The 15,394-nt window shown below is 63.9% G+C and carries 18 protein-coding genes; 9 read left to right on the top strand and 9 right to left on the bottom strand.

Annotation, left to right across the window (positions count from 1 at the left end):
- Window positions 1–117: 117 nt before the first annotated feature.
- The 4 genes from parA (at window position 118) to ACOXXX_RS10180 (ending at window position 3,401) form a co-directional block, all read left to right on the top strand.
- Window positions 118–759, top strand: a complete 642-nt coding sequence (gene parA / locus ACOXXX_RS10195; RefSeq protein WP_422826472.1) for a ParA family partition ATPase — start codon at window positions 118–120, stop codon at window positions 757–759.
- 678 nt (window positions 760–1,437) lie between these two features.
- Entirely contained in the window at window positions 1,438–2,280 is an 843-nt protein-coding gene (locus ACOXXX_RS10190) for a DUF6206 family protein (RefSeq protein WP_422826471.1), read from the top strand.
- A gap of 115 nt (window positions 2,281–2,395) precedes the next feature.
- Complete coding sequence (locus ACOXXX_RS10185; protein WP_422826470.1) at window positions 2,396–2,803, top strand: universal stress protein; 408 nt, start codon at window positions 2,396–2,398, stop codon at window positions 2,801–2,803.
- 49 nt (window positions 2,804–2,852) lie between these two features.
- A complete protein-coding gene (locus ACOXXX_RS10180; protein ID WP_422826469.1) occupies window positions 2,853–3,401 on the top strand; it encodes a hemerythrin domain-containing protein in 549 nt (182 codons plus the stop codon).
- A 147-nt stretch (window positions 3,402–3,548) separates the two neighbouring features.
- Here the strand turns inward: ACOXXX_RS10180 and ACOXXX_RS10175 are convergent, their stop codons facing one another.
- From ACOXXX_RS10175 to uvrB, 5 genes are all read right to left on the bottom strand, one after another.
- The gene (locus ACOXXX_RS10175; protein ID WP_422826468.1) at window positions 3,549–3,935 is read right to left on the bottom strand and encodes an excinuclease ABC subunit B; all 387 of its coding nucleotides are present in this window, start codon (window positions 3,933–3,935) and stop codon (window positions 3,549–3,551) included.
- Between the two features lie 79 nt (window positions 3,936–4,014).
- A complete protein-coding gene (locus ACOXXX_RS10170; RefSeq protein ID WP_422826467.1) occupies window positions 4,015–4,269 on the bottom strand; it encodes a hypothetical protein in 255 nt (84 codons plus the stop codon).
- Between the two features lie 177 nt (window positions 4,270–4,446).
- Window positions 4,447–4,632 carry a PLDc N-terminal domain-containing protein gene (locus ACOXXX_RS10165; protein WP_422826466.1) on the bottom strand — a complete coding sequence of 62 codons (186 nt, stop codon included), beginning with the start codon at window positions 4,630–4,632 and terminating at the stop codon, window positions 4,447–4,449.
- A 174-nt stretch (window positions 4,633–4,806) separates the two neighbouring features.
- On the bottom strand, window positions 4,807–5,460 hold the full coding sequence (locus ACOXXX_RS10160) for a DUF4145 domain-containing protein (protein WP_422826465.1): 654 nt from the start codon (window positions 5,458–5,460) through the stop codon (window positions 4,807–4,809).
- A gap of 1 nt (window position 5,461) precedes the next feature.
- Window positions 5,462–7,669 (bottom strand): excinuclease ABC subunit UvrB, encoded by a 2,208-nt coding sequence (gene uvrB / locus ACOXXX_RS10155; protein ID WP_422826464.1) that lies wholly within the window; start codon window positions 7,667–7,669, stop codon window positions 5,462–5,464.
- Window positions 7,670–7,841: 172 nt separating this feature from the next.
- Here uvrB and ACOXXX_RS10150 point away from each other — a divergent pair, with 172 nt between their 5' ends.
- The gene (locus tag ACOXXX_RS10150) at window positions 7,842–8,153 is read left to right on the top strand and encodes an ETC complex I subunit (RefSeq protein ID WP_422826463.1); all 312 of its coding nucleotides are present in this window, start codon (window positions 7,842–7,844) and stop codon (window positions 8,151–8,153) included.
- 47 nt (window positions 8,154–8,200) lie between these two features.
- Here the strand turns inward: ACOXXX_RS10150 and ACOXXX_RS10145 are convergent, their stop codons facing one another.
- The 3 genes from ACOXXX_RS10145 to ACOXXX_RS10135 all read right to left on the bottom strand — a co-directional run bounded on the left by ACOXXX_RS10145 (window position 8,201) and on the right by ACOXXX_RS10135 (window position 11,488).
- Entirely contained in the window at window positions 8,201–9,169 is a 969-nt protein-coding gene (locus ACOXXX_RS10145; RefSeq protein WP_422826462.1) for a Gfo/Idh/MocA family protein, read from the bottom strand.
- Window positions 9,170–9,358: 189 nt separating this feature from the next.
- Entirely contained in the window at window positions 9,359–10,255 is an 897-nt protein-coding gene (gene rpoH / locus ACOXXX_RS10140) for an RNA polymerase sigma factor RpoH (protein ID WP_422826461.1), read from the bottom strand.
- A gap of 207 nt (window positions 10,256–10,462) precedes the next feature.
- Window positions 10,463–11,488 (bottom strand): RluA family pseudouridine synthase, encoded by a 1,026-nt coding sequence (locus ACOXXX_RS10135; RefSeq protein WP_422826460.1) that lies wholly within the window; start codon window positions 11,486–11,488, stop codon window positions 10,463–10,465.
- On the opposite strand from ACOXXX_RS10135, the gene ACOXXX_RS10130 reads away from it, so the two are divergent.
- From ACOXXX_RS10130 to ACOXXX_RS10115, 4 genes are all read left to right on the top strand, one after another.
- Window positions 11,487–11,807, top strand: a complete 321-nt coding sequence (locus ACOXXX_RS10130; protein ID WP_422826459.1) for a DUF6476 family protein — start codon at window positions 11,487–11,489, stop codon at window positions 11,805–11,807. The genes ACOXXX_RS10135 and ACOXXX_RS10130 overlap by 2 nt on opposite strands.
- Before the next feature lie 113 nt (window positions 11,808–11,920).
- Complete coding sequence (locus ACOXXX_RS10125) at window positions 11,921–12,658, top strand: PIG-L deacetylase family protein (RefSeq protein WP_422826458.1); 738 nt, start codon at window positions 11,921–11,923, stop codon at window positions 12,656–12,658.
- 111 nt (window positions 12,659–12,769) lie between these two features.
- Window positions 12,770–13,756: a VOC family protein gene (locus ACOXXX_RS10120; RefSeq protein ID WP_422826457.1), complete on the top strand. Its 987-nt coding sequence runs from the start codon at window positions 12,770–12,772 to the stop codon at window positions 13,754–13,756.
- Complete coding sequence (locus ACOXXX_RS10115; protein ID WP_422826456.1) at window positions 13,753–14,850, top strand: 4-oxalomesaconate tautomerase; 1,098 nt, start codon at window positions 13,753–13,755, stop codon at window positions 14,848–14,850. The genes ACOXXX_RS10120 and ACOXXX_RS10115 overlap by 4 nt, the downstream gene beginning before the upstream one ends.
- 37 nt (window positions 14,851–14,887) lie before the next feature.
- Here the strand turns inward: ACOXXX_RS10115 and ACOXXX_RS10110 are convergent, their stop codons facing one another.
- Window positions 14,888–15,385 (bottom strand): DUF1772 domain-containing protein, encoded by a 498-nt coding sequence (locus ACOXXX_RS10110; RefSeq protein WP_422826455.1) that lies wholly within the window; start codon window positions 15,383–15,385, stop codon window positions 14,888–14,890.
- Window positions 15,386–15,394 lie beyond the last annotated feature (9 nt).

Below are 15,394 nucleotides of genomic sequence, written 5' to 3'. Positions count from 1 at the left end.
GGCTAGGGTCGGGGAGCTTAAGACATGGTTAACCGGTGTTCATCCGCCGCCCCATGGTCTTTCTGATTCTGCGCGTGCAAAATGCCGCTTGGTAAGCAACAGAATCGGGGTTCTGGCATGGCAGGATCGGTCATCACGGTGGCGCAGCAGAAGGGCGGGTCCGGCAAGACCACGCTGGCGGCCAATCTGGCCATCGGCTTTCTGCGGCAGGGCAAGCGGGTGGCAATGGTCGATATCGACCCGCAGGGCAGCCTGGGCCGCTGGTTCATGACCCGGCTCGACGCCGCCCCCGACGCGGTAGAGGGGCTGGAATTCGCCACCTCGTCGGCCTGGGGCATCACCTATGAATGCCGCAAGCTGGCCGACACCCATGACATCGTCATCGTCGATACCCCGCCCAAGGCCGACAGCGATCTGCGCCCGGCGCTGCGCGCCGCCGACCTGGTGGTGGTGCCTGTGTCGATGAGCCATGTGGATCTTTGGGCGACCGAAGGCGTGCTGGATCTGGCCCGCCGCGAAAACAAGGAGGCGCTGGTGGTGATCAACCGCGGCCGCGCGGGCACCCGGCTGGCGGGGGACGTGGCCGAGGCGGCGCAAAAGCTCAACGCGCGGATCGCCGCAACGCAATTCGCCAACCGCGTCGTTTATGCCGAGGCGTTGGGAAAGGGCCGCGGCGCCGCCGAGGGGGCCAAGACCCCGGCGCGGGCCGAAGTCGATGCCCTGACCGCCGAGGTGGCGGAAGTGCTTGGCGAAAGCTGAGAGTCGGGCAGATGTTGAACGGCCGGAAACCGATTGGTTTCAGTCCGGTGGTAATTTCTTTGGCGGCGGCGAAGCACGGGACATGTTGTCCGGTGCGAGCCCAAATTGAGACCCCGACACCCTTCCGCCACCTTTTGAACCAGGAGGGCATCTGATCTTGTCAGACGCATGGGAGGGGATTGAATGTGACTGGCAGAAGGAGCCGCTTCCTTCTGCCAGGGCGAAGGCGACGGCAGAACGACTGGTCACGGCTGCGCGGATAGCCAGGTTTCCTCCTGAAGCCGCTCAAACAGGGTACGCGTCGACTGTTTGCCTGTTTTGGGATTCGGGTCGAATAGAAGTCGAGGTCTTCCCTGAAAGTTTCGAGCTATATCTTTTCCCGACGGCGGACTCCGGGGGACGTTTTTCCGTCGTGGAGTTTGAAGCGAGCGATCCGAAGGTACTGGACGCACTCCTCTCTGAAATCAGAAGAGTCCGATCCTTGGGAACTGAATGACCGCTCCTTCCTGCATAGCCGACCTTTCGGTGCGCGCAGGCATGCGCGGACCCCGCTACATTGCACACAAATGTCCAGATTGCCTTCGGCGGGCTTGACCCGATCGCTTGCCTTGCACCGAAAACCGGTTTCGTCCGCCCCGATTGCGCTTTACACCCGAAGGGCACAAAGCGGAGCCTGCCATGACCGACCTCGACGCCCTGCGCGACCTGATCCGCGCCGACAGCGCCACGCGGGGGCAGCCGATTTCAAAGCTGGGATATTTCTGCGCGCCCTTCCGGCCCAAGGATGGGCCGTTTGCTGACCGGGTCATCAAGGTCTATCGGGGCCTCAAGGATGCCGCGGCGCTGAACCGGCTGGCGCAGTGCCACGACGACTATGCCCAAGCGCTGCGGCAGGCCGGCGTGCCCTTGCCGGAAACGGAGTTCCTTCTGCTCGACATCGACGGCACCCGGGTGCCGGTCATCGTGCAAGAGGCGCTGCCCGCCGACAGCATGATGCGCCCGCAGATGCAGCGCGCCGATCTTGATGGCACCCTGCGGATGATGGAGGCCGCAGGCGACGTGATCGCGACCTTCTGGAACAACGCCGACCAGTTCGACACGCGCATCGGCTTTCACCCGTCGATCCGCAATTTCGCCATTCTGGACGGCAAGGCGGTGTTCTTCGACACCTTCCCGCCGCTCATCAACTATTCTCGCGAAGAGATGGGGCGCATGCTGCTGCAGTTTTCCGACAAGGCGCTGATGCGTTGGGTCGGGCCGCTCCTGCGGAAAAAGGTCACCGGCATCCAGGACGAATGGTATTCGCCGCCTGAAACGCTGGTGGGGCTGGTGGGGTCGGCCTGTCGGCTGCGCCCCGACGATGCGCAGGCCTATCTGGACTGGGGGCGGGCGTTCACCCGCCGCCGCATGGCGCGGTGGCAGGACGAGGCGCTGGCGGGTTTGTCGGAACCGCCGCGCCTGCCGGGCTACTGGACCGGGTTCCGCAAGCTTCTGGGCCTTCAGGGCGAACCCAACGTCTGAGGCGCGCAGCCCGGGGGCCACCACGGCCCAAAGCGGCATCCCTCCCTGATCTGGATCAAGGCGCGTGGCCTTCGTCACGGGCAATCTCGGGTCCAGCCAAACAGGAGAGACCGCCATGTACAGTAACATTCTTGTCCCGATTCTCTTTGATGACGACGACCGCATCCGGCACGCGATGGACGTGGCGAAACTGCTGGCCGGCGAGGACGGCGCCATCACCCTTCTGCACGTGATGGAGGATATTCCGACCTACGCGGTCAGATACCTCAGCGACGATTCCCTGAAGCTGGCGCAAGAGGCGATATCGAACCAACTCGACGCGCTGGCGGCCAGCTTGCAGCATGCAAAGGGGGTTCTCATCCACGGCCATTCCGGACGATCCGTGCTGGAATATGCCAGCGCAAACAGCAACGACCTGATCATCATCGCTTCGCACCGACCGGGGATGCAGGACCTTTTCCTGGGCTCGACCGCGACGCAGGTGGTGCGGCATGCGCAATGCGCAGTACATGTGCTTCGCTGAAGATTGACATCATCTCTGCGCGTGTCATGTGACCGGGCAGAGGTGACACATGACCGAAACCGAACTGGCCAAACGTGACAAGCTCCCCGATGCGCTGCGCACGCTTCTGGCAGATTTCCCGCGCGATGAATGGCAGGAGCATCCGAATTTTGCCGGGCTCGTGGCTTTCTGGCTCGACCGGCACATGATGTTCCGGCAGCTGACACAGGCCCTGCAGCACGACGCAGAGGCCGCCATCGACCGCAAGCTGGATCCGCAGGCGCACAAGGCGCGGCTGTCGCGCTACGGCGGGATGCTGGTCAGCAACCTGCACGGACACCACCAGATCGAGGATCATCACTATTTCCCGGTGCTCAGCGGCAAGGAACCGAGCCTGCAACGCGGCTTTGGCATCCTTGATGCCGATCACCACGCGATGGACGGCCTTCTGAACCGCTTCACCACCTCCGCCAACGGCGTCTTGCAGGATACCGCCGAACCGGGCGCTTTCCGGTCGGAATTGCTGTCCTTCGGGGCTATGCTGCACCGGCATCTGGAGGATGAAGAGGATCTGATCGTGCCGGTCATCCTCAAGCTCGGGCCGGAGGGGCTGCAATGAGAGCTTTGATTTTTTTGGGTTTTCTGACTCTTCTGACCGGCTGCGGCGTGCCCTTCGTGCCGCTGATCTGATCGCTCCCTTCTTCGGTTTCCAATCACCTCAGAGAGCACGAGAGACTGGTCTCTCGTATGCCGCAGGCATGTTCGCCTACGCAGGTTGCGCCGGATAGAGCGCATGACATTGCGCCGTTTCCGTCGAGGCAGTGCGCCGAAGGCCCGGCAACGCGCGCGCGAGTTCTCTCTGCCGCGCCGTCAACGCCCGCACATCCACCGGCACCTTGCGCGTCACAGGCTGCATGTCCTCGCGAAAGCAGGGATAAACCCCGCCACCCGCGATGCGGCAGGTCGCGCGGCGGGTGACCTTTTCAAACCGCGTTTTGTAGACGAACCCCCGCTCGAGGTCGCGGGCGTTGCGCGCCTGTTCGGCCAGCGCCGCGCGGTAAGGCGCGGCGGCATCGGTCTCGCAAGCCTCGCGCGGGGTGGCGCAGGCGGCGAGCATCAGGGCGGCGCAAAGGAACAGGGGTAGACGTGTCATGGCATCAGTCTATCCGCTGCGGGTGGCGCTGAGAATGCAAACCTCACCTCCTCGCAGCAGCGTGACCGGGGACACCCGCTCAGTTGCGGATCACCACCGCGTTGATCTTGTCCCAACCGTTGTCGGCGTTGGAGTGAAAATCGATCTCGACCACGTCCCCGGCCTTGAGGTCCGCGGGCACCACGTCGAGGGTTTCCAGCGACCACACGGTCTTGTCGGTCAGGACCATGACATTGGCGACCCGGTCGAAGGCCAGGACGGTGCCCTGGGTGCTGTCGGCAAAGGCGGGCAGGGCGGCAGAGGCGAGAAGGGCGGAGACAAGAAACGCGCGCATGGGCGATGATCCTTCGGATCGAGGGTGCAGTTGCGCTGGGTAAATGGGATGGCCGCGGCGCCGCACAAGAGGCGCGCAAGGGTGGCCTGAAACTAAACTTCCCGCAGTGCCGCAAACCAAAAAAGCGCGGACCCCGAGGCCCGCGCTCTTTGTTGTTCTGTCGGGTCCGAGCGTCGCTCAGATCCGTGCCGATCCACCCCGGGGGCCTGCGACCAGCCAGGCGATGAAGCCAAGCACCGGCAGAATCAGGATGACCAGGGTCCACACGACTTTCGCAAGGGTCGATGCGCCCGAGGTAAACACGTTGTAGATCGCGTAGATGTCGGCGATGAGGATGATAATCCCGAGAAGTCCATATTCCATTGTCGTCTCCTATGTTCTGGCAAGACAACGCACGGCATCGTGACATCCGTTCCCGGAAATGTTTTTTCGGTGGGAGGGAACTTTGAGCGGGATGGAAAGTTTGGCTCGCCTTAAGGCGGTTAGCGCACTAGAAATACCCACTAACCATTTTGCAAATCGAAAAGGTTCTTTGACTCATTCATGAGATGAAAGATTTTTTGGCACTAGTGAAGGTATGTGAAAAAGGATTTCACCTAACCTATCTGCGAAGGTGAAGACCATGTTCGCATCCTCGGTGGTCGGCGGTAGGTCTTTCGTATCTGCGTGGCGAATTGAGTTCGCGTCCAACCTAACCTTGTGACCCCATTCCGACATTTCTTTGGTGATAAGGCCATCAATGACTGCTGCCTCGATACGCTGAAACAGCGTACCCTCTGAGAGCCCTCGTGCTTTAAGCATGGCGTCTATAGCTGAGGACGACATTAGTATCGAAGCGTCAGGGCTTGAAAGCGTTTGTCGTGCCTGCTTCAGATATCGTTTTGCTTCCTCTGGCAAAGAGTCGAACGGGACCCACGGAGGTGGTTCAATAAGAAGATGCCAACTGGAAGCTCGCGGTCTCTCCTGCCTCGCTTGGACGCTTAAGGGGCCCGCACAGGATTCACATGCGTACCAAGCCCACAGCAGTTTTCTTCCAGATGAGTGTGCGGTCCAAGTTGTTTGAGGGTCTGTTCTCAAGGTTATCAGAGGGTTCTTAATCCCGCACCGAGGGCACTCATCAATATTTCTCAACTGCTTAAAGAATGGACTTGGATGATCGTCCGTCGTGGTAACGGTTATCTTTCTTGTCATTTTACCGCTTCTTCCGCCGCTGCACATTCCCACCGCGCATCCCGCCACGGCCTGCCGTCGACCTGCCCGAGGCCTTGGTCGCGGCGTCCGTTGCCGCCTCGATGGCCGACTGCCGCGCCAGCGGGTCGTCCGCGACGGCGAGGTCCACCGCCTCCAACCGCTTGACCTCGTCGCGCAGGCGGGCGGCCTCTTCGAACTCCAGGTTCTCGGCGGCCTTGCGCATGTCGGTGCGCAACCCTTCCAGCACCGCCTGCAAGTTGCCGCCGTGGGCCTTGTCGACCTTGGCGGTGACGCGGTTCATGTCCACATCGCCCTTGTAGAGCCCCTGCAGGATGTCATCGACGTTCTTCTTGATCGTCGCGGGCGTGATGCCGTGTTCGGCGTTATAGGCGATCTGCTTTTCGCGGCGGCGGTTGGTTTCGGCCAGCGCCCGTTCCATCGACCCGGTGATGCGGTCGGCATACATGATCACCCGGCCTTCCGCGTTCCGCGCCGCCCGCCCGATGGTCTGGATGAGCGAGGTTTCCGAGCGCAGGAACCCTTCCTTGTCTGCATCGAGGATGGCCACCAGTCCGCATTCGGGAATATCCAGCCCCTCGCGCAGCAGGTTGATGCCGATCAGCACGTCGAAGGCCCCCAGCCGCAGGTCGCGCAGGATCTCGATCCGTTCGATCGTGTCGATGTCCGAATGCATGTAGCGCACGCGGATGCCCTGTTCGTGCATGTATTCGGTCAGATCCTCGGCCATGCGCTTTGTCAGCGTGGTGCAAAGCGTGCGGTAGCCGTCGGCGGCCACCTTGCGCACCTCGTCCAGCAGGTCGTCGACCTGCATGTCCACGGGGCGGATTTCGACCTGCGGGTCCAGCAGACCGGTCGGGCGAATGACCTGTTCGGTGAAGACACCGCCCGTCTGCTCCATCTCCCACGCCGCGGGCGTGGCGGAGACGAAGACGGATTGCGGGCGCATGGCGTCCCATTCCTCGAACTTCAGGGGCCGGTTGTCCATGCAGGACGGCAGGCGGAAGCCGTGTTCGGCCAGGGTGAACTTGCGCCGGTAGTCGCCCTTGTACATGCCGCCGATCTGCGGGACCGAGACGTGGGATTCATCCGCAAAGACAATGGCATTGTCGGGGATGAATTCGAACAGGGTCGGGGGCGGCTCGCCGGGTGCGCGACCCGTCAGATAGCGCGAATAGTTCTCGATCCCGTTGCAGACGCCCGTGGCCTCCAGCATCTCGATATCGAAATTTGTGCGCTGTTCCAGCCGCTGCGCCTCCAGCAGCTTGCCTTCGTTCACCAACTGGTCGAGCCGCTGGCGCAGCTCTTTCTTGATGTTGATCACCGCCTGGTTCATCGTCGGCTTGGGCGTCACGTAATGCGAATTCGCATAGACCCGGATGCGGTCGAAACTGCCAGTTTTCTCGCCGGTCAGAGGATCGAATTCGGTGATCGCCTCAAGCTCTTCGCCGAAAAAGCTCAGCTTCCAGGCGCGGTCCTCGAGGTGGGCGGGAAAGATTTCAAGCGAATCGCCGCGCACCCGGAAGGACCCGCGCTGGAATGCCTGATCGTTGCGCCGGTACTGCTGCGCCACCAGGTCGGCCATGACCTTGCGCTGGTCATATTCCTTGCCGACGTGCAGATCCTGCGTCATCGCGCCGTAGGTCTCGACCGAACCGATGCCGTAGATGCACGACACCGACGCGACGATGATCACGTCGTCGCGTTCCAAGAGCGCCCGGGTGGCCGAATGGCGCATCCGGTCGATCTGTTCGTTGATCTGGCTTTCCTTCTCGATATACGTGTCCGACCGCGCGACGTAGGCTTCGGGCTGGTAGTAATCGTAGTAGCTGACGAAGTATTCGACCGCGTTGTCGGGGAAGAACCCCTTGAATTCGCCGTAAAGCTGCGCCGCCAGCGTCTTGTTGGGGGCCAGGATGATCGCGGGGCGCTGGGTTTCCTCGATCACCTTGGCCATGGTGAAAGTCTTGCCGGTGCCCGTCGCGCCCAGCAGCACCTGATCGCGTTCCCCGTCCATGACGCCGCTGGCCAATTCCTTGATCGCCGTTGGCTGATCGCCCGCCGGTTCAAAGTCGGTGGCCATGCGGAAGCGAATGCCGCCTTCGAGCTTTTCGCGGCTCTTCACGTCGGGGGCGGGCGCGTGCATCAGCACGGGCGGTGTGTCTGACTTGTCGGAATGGGCGTAGGGCATGGGGGAATCCTTTGGCTGTCCTACATTTGTTCGCGCGGCCCCCGGGTTCAAGCCCCGCGCTGACCGTTTCTGTCAGCAGTCGCCGATCCGGGGTGCCCTGGCCCGCCAACCGCCGCTTGCACTGGCGCGGCCTTTGCCCGATAAAGCCGAAGACGATCAAGGAGGCTGCCCCATGCGCGCACGCATCTACCAACCGAGCCGAACCGCAATGTCCTCGGGTCAGGCCAAGACCCATCACTGGGTGCTGGATTTCGCCCCAGACAGCGCGCGCGAGGTCGATCCGCTGATGGGCTGGACCTCGTCCTCGGACACGCAAAGCCAGGTGCGGCTGCGGTTCGCGACCAAGGAAGCGGCGGTGGAATATGCCAAGGATCACGGCATCGACGCCCAAGTGATCGAGCCGAAAAAGCGCAAGGCCAACGTCCGTCCGCGCGGCTATGCCGAGAATTTCGCCGTCGACCGCCGGGGCGCCTGGACGCACTGACGCGCGAGGGAGGGGCCTGAGGCCCGCCTGATCCCGCGCCGCCTTGCTTACCGCCCCGCTTGCAAAACCATGTCGATCATCGCCTGCGTGCCGCGCACGAATTCCAGCGGGCAGGGGTATGCCGTGCCGTCCCGGACCGAGGCATTGAACGCCGCGACTTGCAGCACGTAGTGGTTGGCGGCGGGAAAGCGCCAGCTTCGGGTGGTCAGGTCCGGCCCGTGCAGCTCGATCCGCGCCTCGCCGTAGACCTGGGCATTGAAGGGCACGCTCAGCCGCATCCACGCCTTGTCGCCGTGAAACGTCACCTCCTGTAGCGGCGCCATGCGCATCGACACCAGCCCCGAATAGCGGAACGACGGAAAGCGCGCGGTGATCGCGGCGGTGGTGTCGAAATCCTGCTGCCAGTCGATATCCGCCGAAAGGATCTCCTCGGGTTCCTGGCCGGTAACAAAACGCGTGCCGCCGAAGATATAGACGCCGATGTCGCGCAGCCCGCCGCCGCCCATGCTGGGTTTGTTGCGCACGTTGCCGGGATCGGGGTTGTTGTAGGTGAAATCGCAATCCACCCGCTTGATCTCGCCCAGCACGCCCTCTTCGTAAAGCGCCTTGGCCTTCTGCCACTGCGGGTGATGCACGATCATGTAGGCTTCGGCGATCAGCAGCCCGGTGCGGTCGCGCAGGGCGATCAGATCGTCGATCTCCGACGCCTCCAGGGCAATCGGCTTTTCGCACAGCACATGCTTGCCCGCCTCTGCCGCCTTGGTCGCCCATTCCACGTGCAGGTGGTTGGGCAGCGGAATATAGACCGCGTCGATACCCGGATCGGCCAGCAGCGCGTCATAGCTGTCGTGCACCCTCAGGTCCGGGCACCAGCTTTGGAACGGTTCGGCTTTGGCGGGGTCCGAGGTCGCAAGCGCCGCCAGCCGCCCGCCGCCCGCCGCGTGGATCGCGGGCCCCATGTGGTTGTGCGCAAAGTTCGACGCACCCAGAATGCCCCAGTTCACATGATCCGCCATCTTGGCCCCCTTTCCAGTTCCGAGCGAAGTTAGCGCAATCAGGTCATCGGCAAAAGCCGATCGCTTCTTCATCTGTCCATAAATACTTCAGAGAGCGCGAGAGACTGGTCTCTCGCATGCCGCAGGCATCCGGAAAAAAGAACGGCGGCGCCCATCCGGGAGCCGCCGTTTTCCGTCCTGCCGCACCGATCAGGCGCTGATCAGCATGCCCTGATCCTTGGCCAGATCGCGCATCCGCTTTTGCAGCTTCTCGAACGCCCGCACCTCGATCTGGCGGATACGTTCGCGGCTGACATCGTATTGCGCGCTCAGATCCTCGAGCGTCACAGTCTTTTCCGACAGCCGGCGCTGGGTCAGGATGTCCTTTTCGCGGTCGTTCAGAACATCCATGGCCTCGGCCAGCAGCGCGCGGCGGGCCTGCAATTCGTCCCGTTCGGCGTAATCCTCGGCCTGATCGGCATCTTCGTCCTCAAGCCAGTCCTGCCACTGCATCGTGCCTTCGCCCTCGGACCCGACCGTCGCGTTGAGCGAGGCATCGCCGCCCGACATGCGCCGGTTCATGCTGATCACCTCGTCCTCTGTGACGCCCAGGTCGGTGGCGATCTTTTCCACGTGTTCGGGCCGCAGGTCGCCGTCTTCCAGCGCGCCGATGCGGGATTTAGCCTTGCGCAGGTTGAAGAACAGCTTCTTCTGCGCCGAGGTCGTGCCCAGTTTCACCAAGCTCCAGGACCGCAGGATGTATTCTTGGATCGAGGCGCGGATCCACCACATGGCATAGGTCGCAAGGCGAAAGCCCTTTTCGGGGTCAAAGCGTTTCACAGCCTGCATCAGGCCGACGTTGGCCTCGGAAATCACCTCGGCCTGCGGCAGGCCGTAGCCGCGATACCCCATGGCGATCTTCGCGGCGAGGCGCAGGTGGCTGGTGACCATCTTGTGCGCGGCCTCGGTGTCCTGTTCCTCGACCCAGCGCTTGGCCAGCATGTATTCTTCTTCCGGCTCCAGAAGCGGAAACTTCCGGATTTCCTGCAAATAGCGGCTCAGGCCGCCTTCCGGCGTCGGTGCCGGCAGATTTGCGTAGTTGGCCATCCCTCTTCCCTCCAATGTTTAGGGGCTTAACATCCATATGGTGTCGCGCCCGAGGGGTTGCAAGCGTCATAGAACGCATTTCGTTGTCGAGAGATTAACGCATGAGCCCGGGAAATGGATGCGTATGTCAGTGCTTTCACGCGCATGTGCTCTGCGCGAGAGCGATTTTCAGACTCAACTGGCCCCGACGCGCGGGGCCGATGGCGGTTACCGGCGCAGCACGTCAAGCAGTGCGGCCATATCCTGCGGCATCTCTGCCTCGAACGCCATCCAGTCGCCGCTGACCGGGTGATCGAAGCCCAGTTCGGCGGCATGCAGCGCCTGACGGGGAAACCCGCGCACCGCGTCGGCGGCCGCTGGCGTCACCGCCGTCGCGGCCAGCTTGCGCCGTCCGCCATAGACCGGATCGCCCACCAGACCGTGGCCGACATGCGCCATATGCACCCTGATCTGATGCGTTCGCCCGGTTTCCAGCCGACATTCCAGCAGCGCCAGCGCGGCGGGCGTGCCGAACCGGTCCAGCACCCGCGCGCGGGTCACCGCGTGTCGGCCCGGACCAAAGAACACCGCCTGCCGCTGCCGGTCGGTCCGGTGCCGGGCAAGCTGCGTGGTGATGCAGATGACATTGCCCGGTTCGGCCGACACGCCGCGCACGCCGCGCAGACGCGGGTCACCGGTATCGGGCACGCCGTAGCAGAGCGCCCGGTAGGATCGCGCCACGCTGTGCTTTTCGAACTGCGCCGCAAGCCCGTGATGCGCCCGGTCGGATTTTGCCACCACCAGAAGCCCGCTGGTGTCCTTGTCGATGCGGTGCACGATGCCCGGGCGCATCTTGCCGCCGACGCCGGACAGGTGGCCGCCGAAATGATGCAGCAGCGCGTTGACCAGCGTCCCGCCGGGGCTGCCCGGGGCAGGGTGCACGACCATGCCCGCGGGTTTGTTCACCACGACCAGATCGTCATCCTCGAACAGGATATCGAGCGGGATATCCTCGGGGCCGATATGGCTGTCCTGCGCCACCGGCACGACGATCTGCAGCACGTCGCCTTCATCGACCCGTGCCTTGGGGTCGGTCAGCACTTCGGTCCCGCGCAGCACATGGCCATCGGCGATCAGCCGCGCCAGCCGCGTGCGCGACAGCGCCGCGTCGTCTGGCACATCCCGGGCCAAGGCCTTATCAAGGCGCGGCGGCGGTGCCGCCTTTATCGTCACGCGCAACAATGTGGATGCCATGGCCGACACTCCTCCGCCGTCTTCGGACACACCCGAAGAACCGGCCAATCTGAAATTCCTGCGGCTGCTGGTCACGATCCTGACCGCCACGATGATTGTCGGGCTTGTAGTCATCGTGAGCCTGATTGTCATCCGCTACCGCGACAGCTCCGCGCCGCTGCCCGAGGTGATTACCCTGCCGTCGGGCGCCAGTGCGACCGCGTTCACGCAAGGGGCCGACTGGTATGCGGTTGTGACCGAGGATGACAGGATCCTGATCTACGACCGCGCCACGGGGTCCCTGCGCCAGACCATCACGCTGGAGGCCGCCTCGCCCTGAGCGGCCTTGACCCGCGCCGAAGAAACTTTGGCGGCACTCCCGAGAAACGAAATTGTATTCGCGCCCCGCACTGCCTTTAATGCGCGGAACACGGCCCCAGGAAGGTGAACACCATGCCCGACGACAAGACCGCTTTGGTCATATCCGCGCATTCCGCCGATTTCGTCTGGCGCGGCGGCGGTGCCATCGCGCTGCACCGGGCGATGGGATACGCGGTCACGGTGGTCTGCCTGTCCTACGGCGAACGCGGCGAAAGCGCCAAGCTCTGGAAGCAGGACGGCATGACTCTGGAAAAGGTCAAGACCGCCCGCCGGACCGAGGCCGAGAACGCTGCCGCCGAACTGGGCGTCACCGATATCCGGTTCTTTGATGTTGGGGATTATCCGCTGGACCTTGGCCCCGACACGCGCGACCGCATGGTCGACGTCATCCGCGAGGTGCAGCCCCGTTGGATGATGACCCATTCGAAGTGGGACCCCTACAACACCGATCACATGAACACGATGCGGTTCACGCTCGACTGTCGGATGGTCGCGCAGGCCTGGGGGCACAACCCGGGGCAAAAGGTGCTGGGCGCGCCGCAGCTTTACCTGTTCGAGCCGCACCAGACCGAGCAGATGGGCTGGACGCCCGACGTCTTCCTCGACATCACCGAGGTCTGGGACCGCAAATGGGCGGCGATCCAGTGCATGCAGGGGCAGGAACACCTGTGGAGCTATTACCGCAACGTGGCCGAGAACCGCGCCAACCACCTGCGCCGCAATTCCGGCGGGCAGGCGGGCGGGCGCGCGGCGAAATACGCCGAGGGGTTCCAGACGGTCTTTCCCCGCACCGTGGATGCCCTGGAATGACCGCCGGGGTGGGACAGGCGGGCGAATTGAGGTGCGGCATCCACACCATGCTCGGGCGGCTGGCCGATGCGGGCCTGACCGGCCGCTAGGACCCTGCAAGAGGAGACGACGATGCCCGTGCCGACGACCCCCTCATTCGACATCGCGCATCTGGGCCATGTCGAGCTTCTGACCGACAGGTTCGACGACAGCCTGGATTTCTTTACCCGGGTCTATGGCCTGAAGCTGTCGGCGCAGGATGAGGGTGTGGCCTATCTGCGGGCCTGGGATGACTACGAGTTTCATTCGCTGAAGCTGACCCGCGCGGACACAACCGGGGTGGGGCACATCGGCTACCGCGCCGCCAGCCCGCAGGCGCTTGAGCGGCGCGTGGCGGCGATCGAGGCATCGGAGTTCATCTCCCACGGCTGGACCGATGGCGACCTGGGCCATGGCCCCGCTTACCGGTTCGAGGATCCGTCGGGCCATCTGTTCGAGATCTACCATGACACCCGCCGCGCCCCCCGCGAAGGCGCAGACGAGCCCGCGCTCAAGAACAACGCCTCACGATTTCACGCGCAGGGGGCGTGCCCGCGGCGGATCGACCACGTGAACTTGCTGAGCGCGGATGTCGCCGAATTCCGCCGCTTCATGGAAACCTGTCTGGGCAGCCGCGTGACCGAGATGATCCAGCTGGACAACGGACGCATCGGCGGCTGCTGGTTCACCGTCAACAACAAGACCTACGATCTGGCCTGCACCGAGGACCACAGCGGCGGGCGGGCACGGCTGCATCACGTCACCTATGCGACCGACCAGCGCGAGGATATCCTGCGCGCCGCCGACATCTTTCTGGAAAACGGCGTGCATATCGAAACCGGGCCGCACAAGCACGCGATCCAGGGCACGTTCTTCCTTTATGTCTGGGAACCGGCCGGCAACCGGGTGGAGCTGGCCAATGCCGGGGCGCGGCTGATCCTCGCCCCCGATTGGGAGCCGGTGGTCTGGACCGAGGCGGACCGCAGGAAGGGCCAGGCCTGGGGGCTGAAAACCATCGAGTCCTTCCACACCCACGGCACACCGCCCACGGACCCCGCACAGCGAAAGGGCGATGCATGAGGCCAGAGGCGGCCTATGATGCGGGTATTCCCTGCCTCTGGATGCGCGGCGGCACGTCGAAAGGCGCCTACTTCGAAGCGCGCGACCTGCCGTCCGACCGTGCCGGGATCGACGCGCTCCTGTTGCGGATCATGGGCTCTCCGGACCTGCGGCAGATCGACGGGATCGGCGGGGCCGATCCGCTGACCTCCAAGGTGGCGATCCTGTCGCCGCCGTCGCGCGACGATGCGGATGTGGATTACCTTTTCCTGCAGGTCTTTGTCGACGCGGCGCGGGTGTCGGATGCGCAGGGCTGTGGCAACATCCTGGCGGGCGTCGGCCCGGCGGCGATCGAGCGGGGCATAGTGCCTGTGACGGGGGACGAAACCCCGGTGCGCATCCACATGGTCAATACCGGCCAGATCGCGGTCGCCCGTGTGGCGACGCCCGGGGGTCGCGTCACCTACGACGGCACCGCCGCCATCGACGGCGTACCGGGCCGTCACGCCCCGGTGCCGCTGATGTTCACGGGCATCGCCGGGTCGATGTGCGGCGCGCTGCTGCCCACGGGCAACGCGATGGATGTCATCGCCGGTGTCGAGGCGACGCTGATCGACAACGGCATGCCCTGCGTGATCCTGCGCGGGGCGGATTTCGGGATCACCGGCACCGAGAACCGCGAGACCTTGCAGGCGATGACCGACCTTGGCGCCCGGCTCGAGGGGATCCGCCTGCAGGCCGGTCCGCTAATGAACCTGGGCGATGTCAGTGAAAAATCCGTGCCGAAGATGACGCTGGTCTCCGCGCCGATTTCGGGCGGGGTGATCTCCACCCGCTCGTGGATTCCGCACCGCGTCCATGCCTCCATCGGCGTCTTCGCCGCGATCAGCGTCGCCACCGCCTGTACGCTGGATGGCGCGCCTGCGGCGGCTTTGGCGGCCTTGCCCGGTGACGACAGGTTCGCCGTCGAACACCCCACAGGCGCGGCGGAGGTGCTGCTGGACCGCGATGCCGCCGGCGCTGTCCAGTCTGCCGGGACGCTGCGCACGGCCCGAAAGCTTTTTGACGGCCGCGTCTTCCCGGCGCCCCCGGGCGTGCTTTCATCAGACGGCTGATCCCGCGCCGGTAAGGGCCGGCACGGGACCAGAAGGCTCATGTGGGCAGGGATTGTGCCGTCAACCCGAAGAGCAACAGCGCTGCCGCAAGGCCGCAGGCGACGGTGCGCACCGTGTTCCAGAAGGTCCAGCGCGGCAGGTAGGTGCCGGTCCAGTAGCGTTGGGTGTCGGCCTGCGACAGGTCCATTCCGGCCAGCGCCTCGTTCATCGGCACGTTGAAGACGACCGTGACCGCAAAGCAACCGATCAGATAGGCGAGCCCGGCCGCGGAGATCAGCGTGGCCGTCGCCCCGTCGAGCAGCAATACGGCCTGGGCGACCAGCACCAGCGACACTGCCGCGAGGCCAAGGAAGAGGGTCATGAAAACCCAGCGGAAGACCTCGCGGTTGATGACCTGCATGGCCTCTGCACCGCCCTGGCCGCTGATGCGCGACAGCGCGCGCATGATGAAATCGGAAAAGGCGAGGAAGACGCCACCGACCAACGCATAGGCCAGCACGGTAAGGTGAGCGACGTAGTAGATGAAGGGTGACATTGTGCGGAA

The organism is Thalassococcus sp. BH17M4-6 (assembly GCF_049323015.1).
Taxonomy (GTDB): Bacteria; Pseudomonadota; Alphaproteobacteria; order Rhodobacterales; family Rhodobacteraceae; genus Puniceibacterium.
The sequence above is the reverse complement of the archived record's forward strand: the minus strand, read 5'-3'. Positions and strand labels throughout refer to the sequence as shown.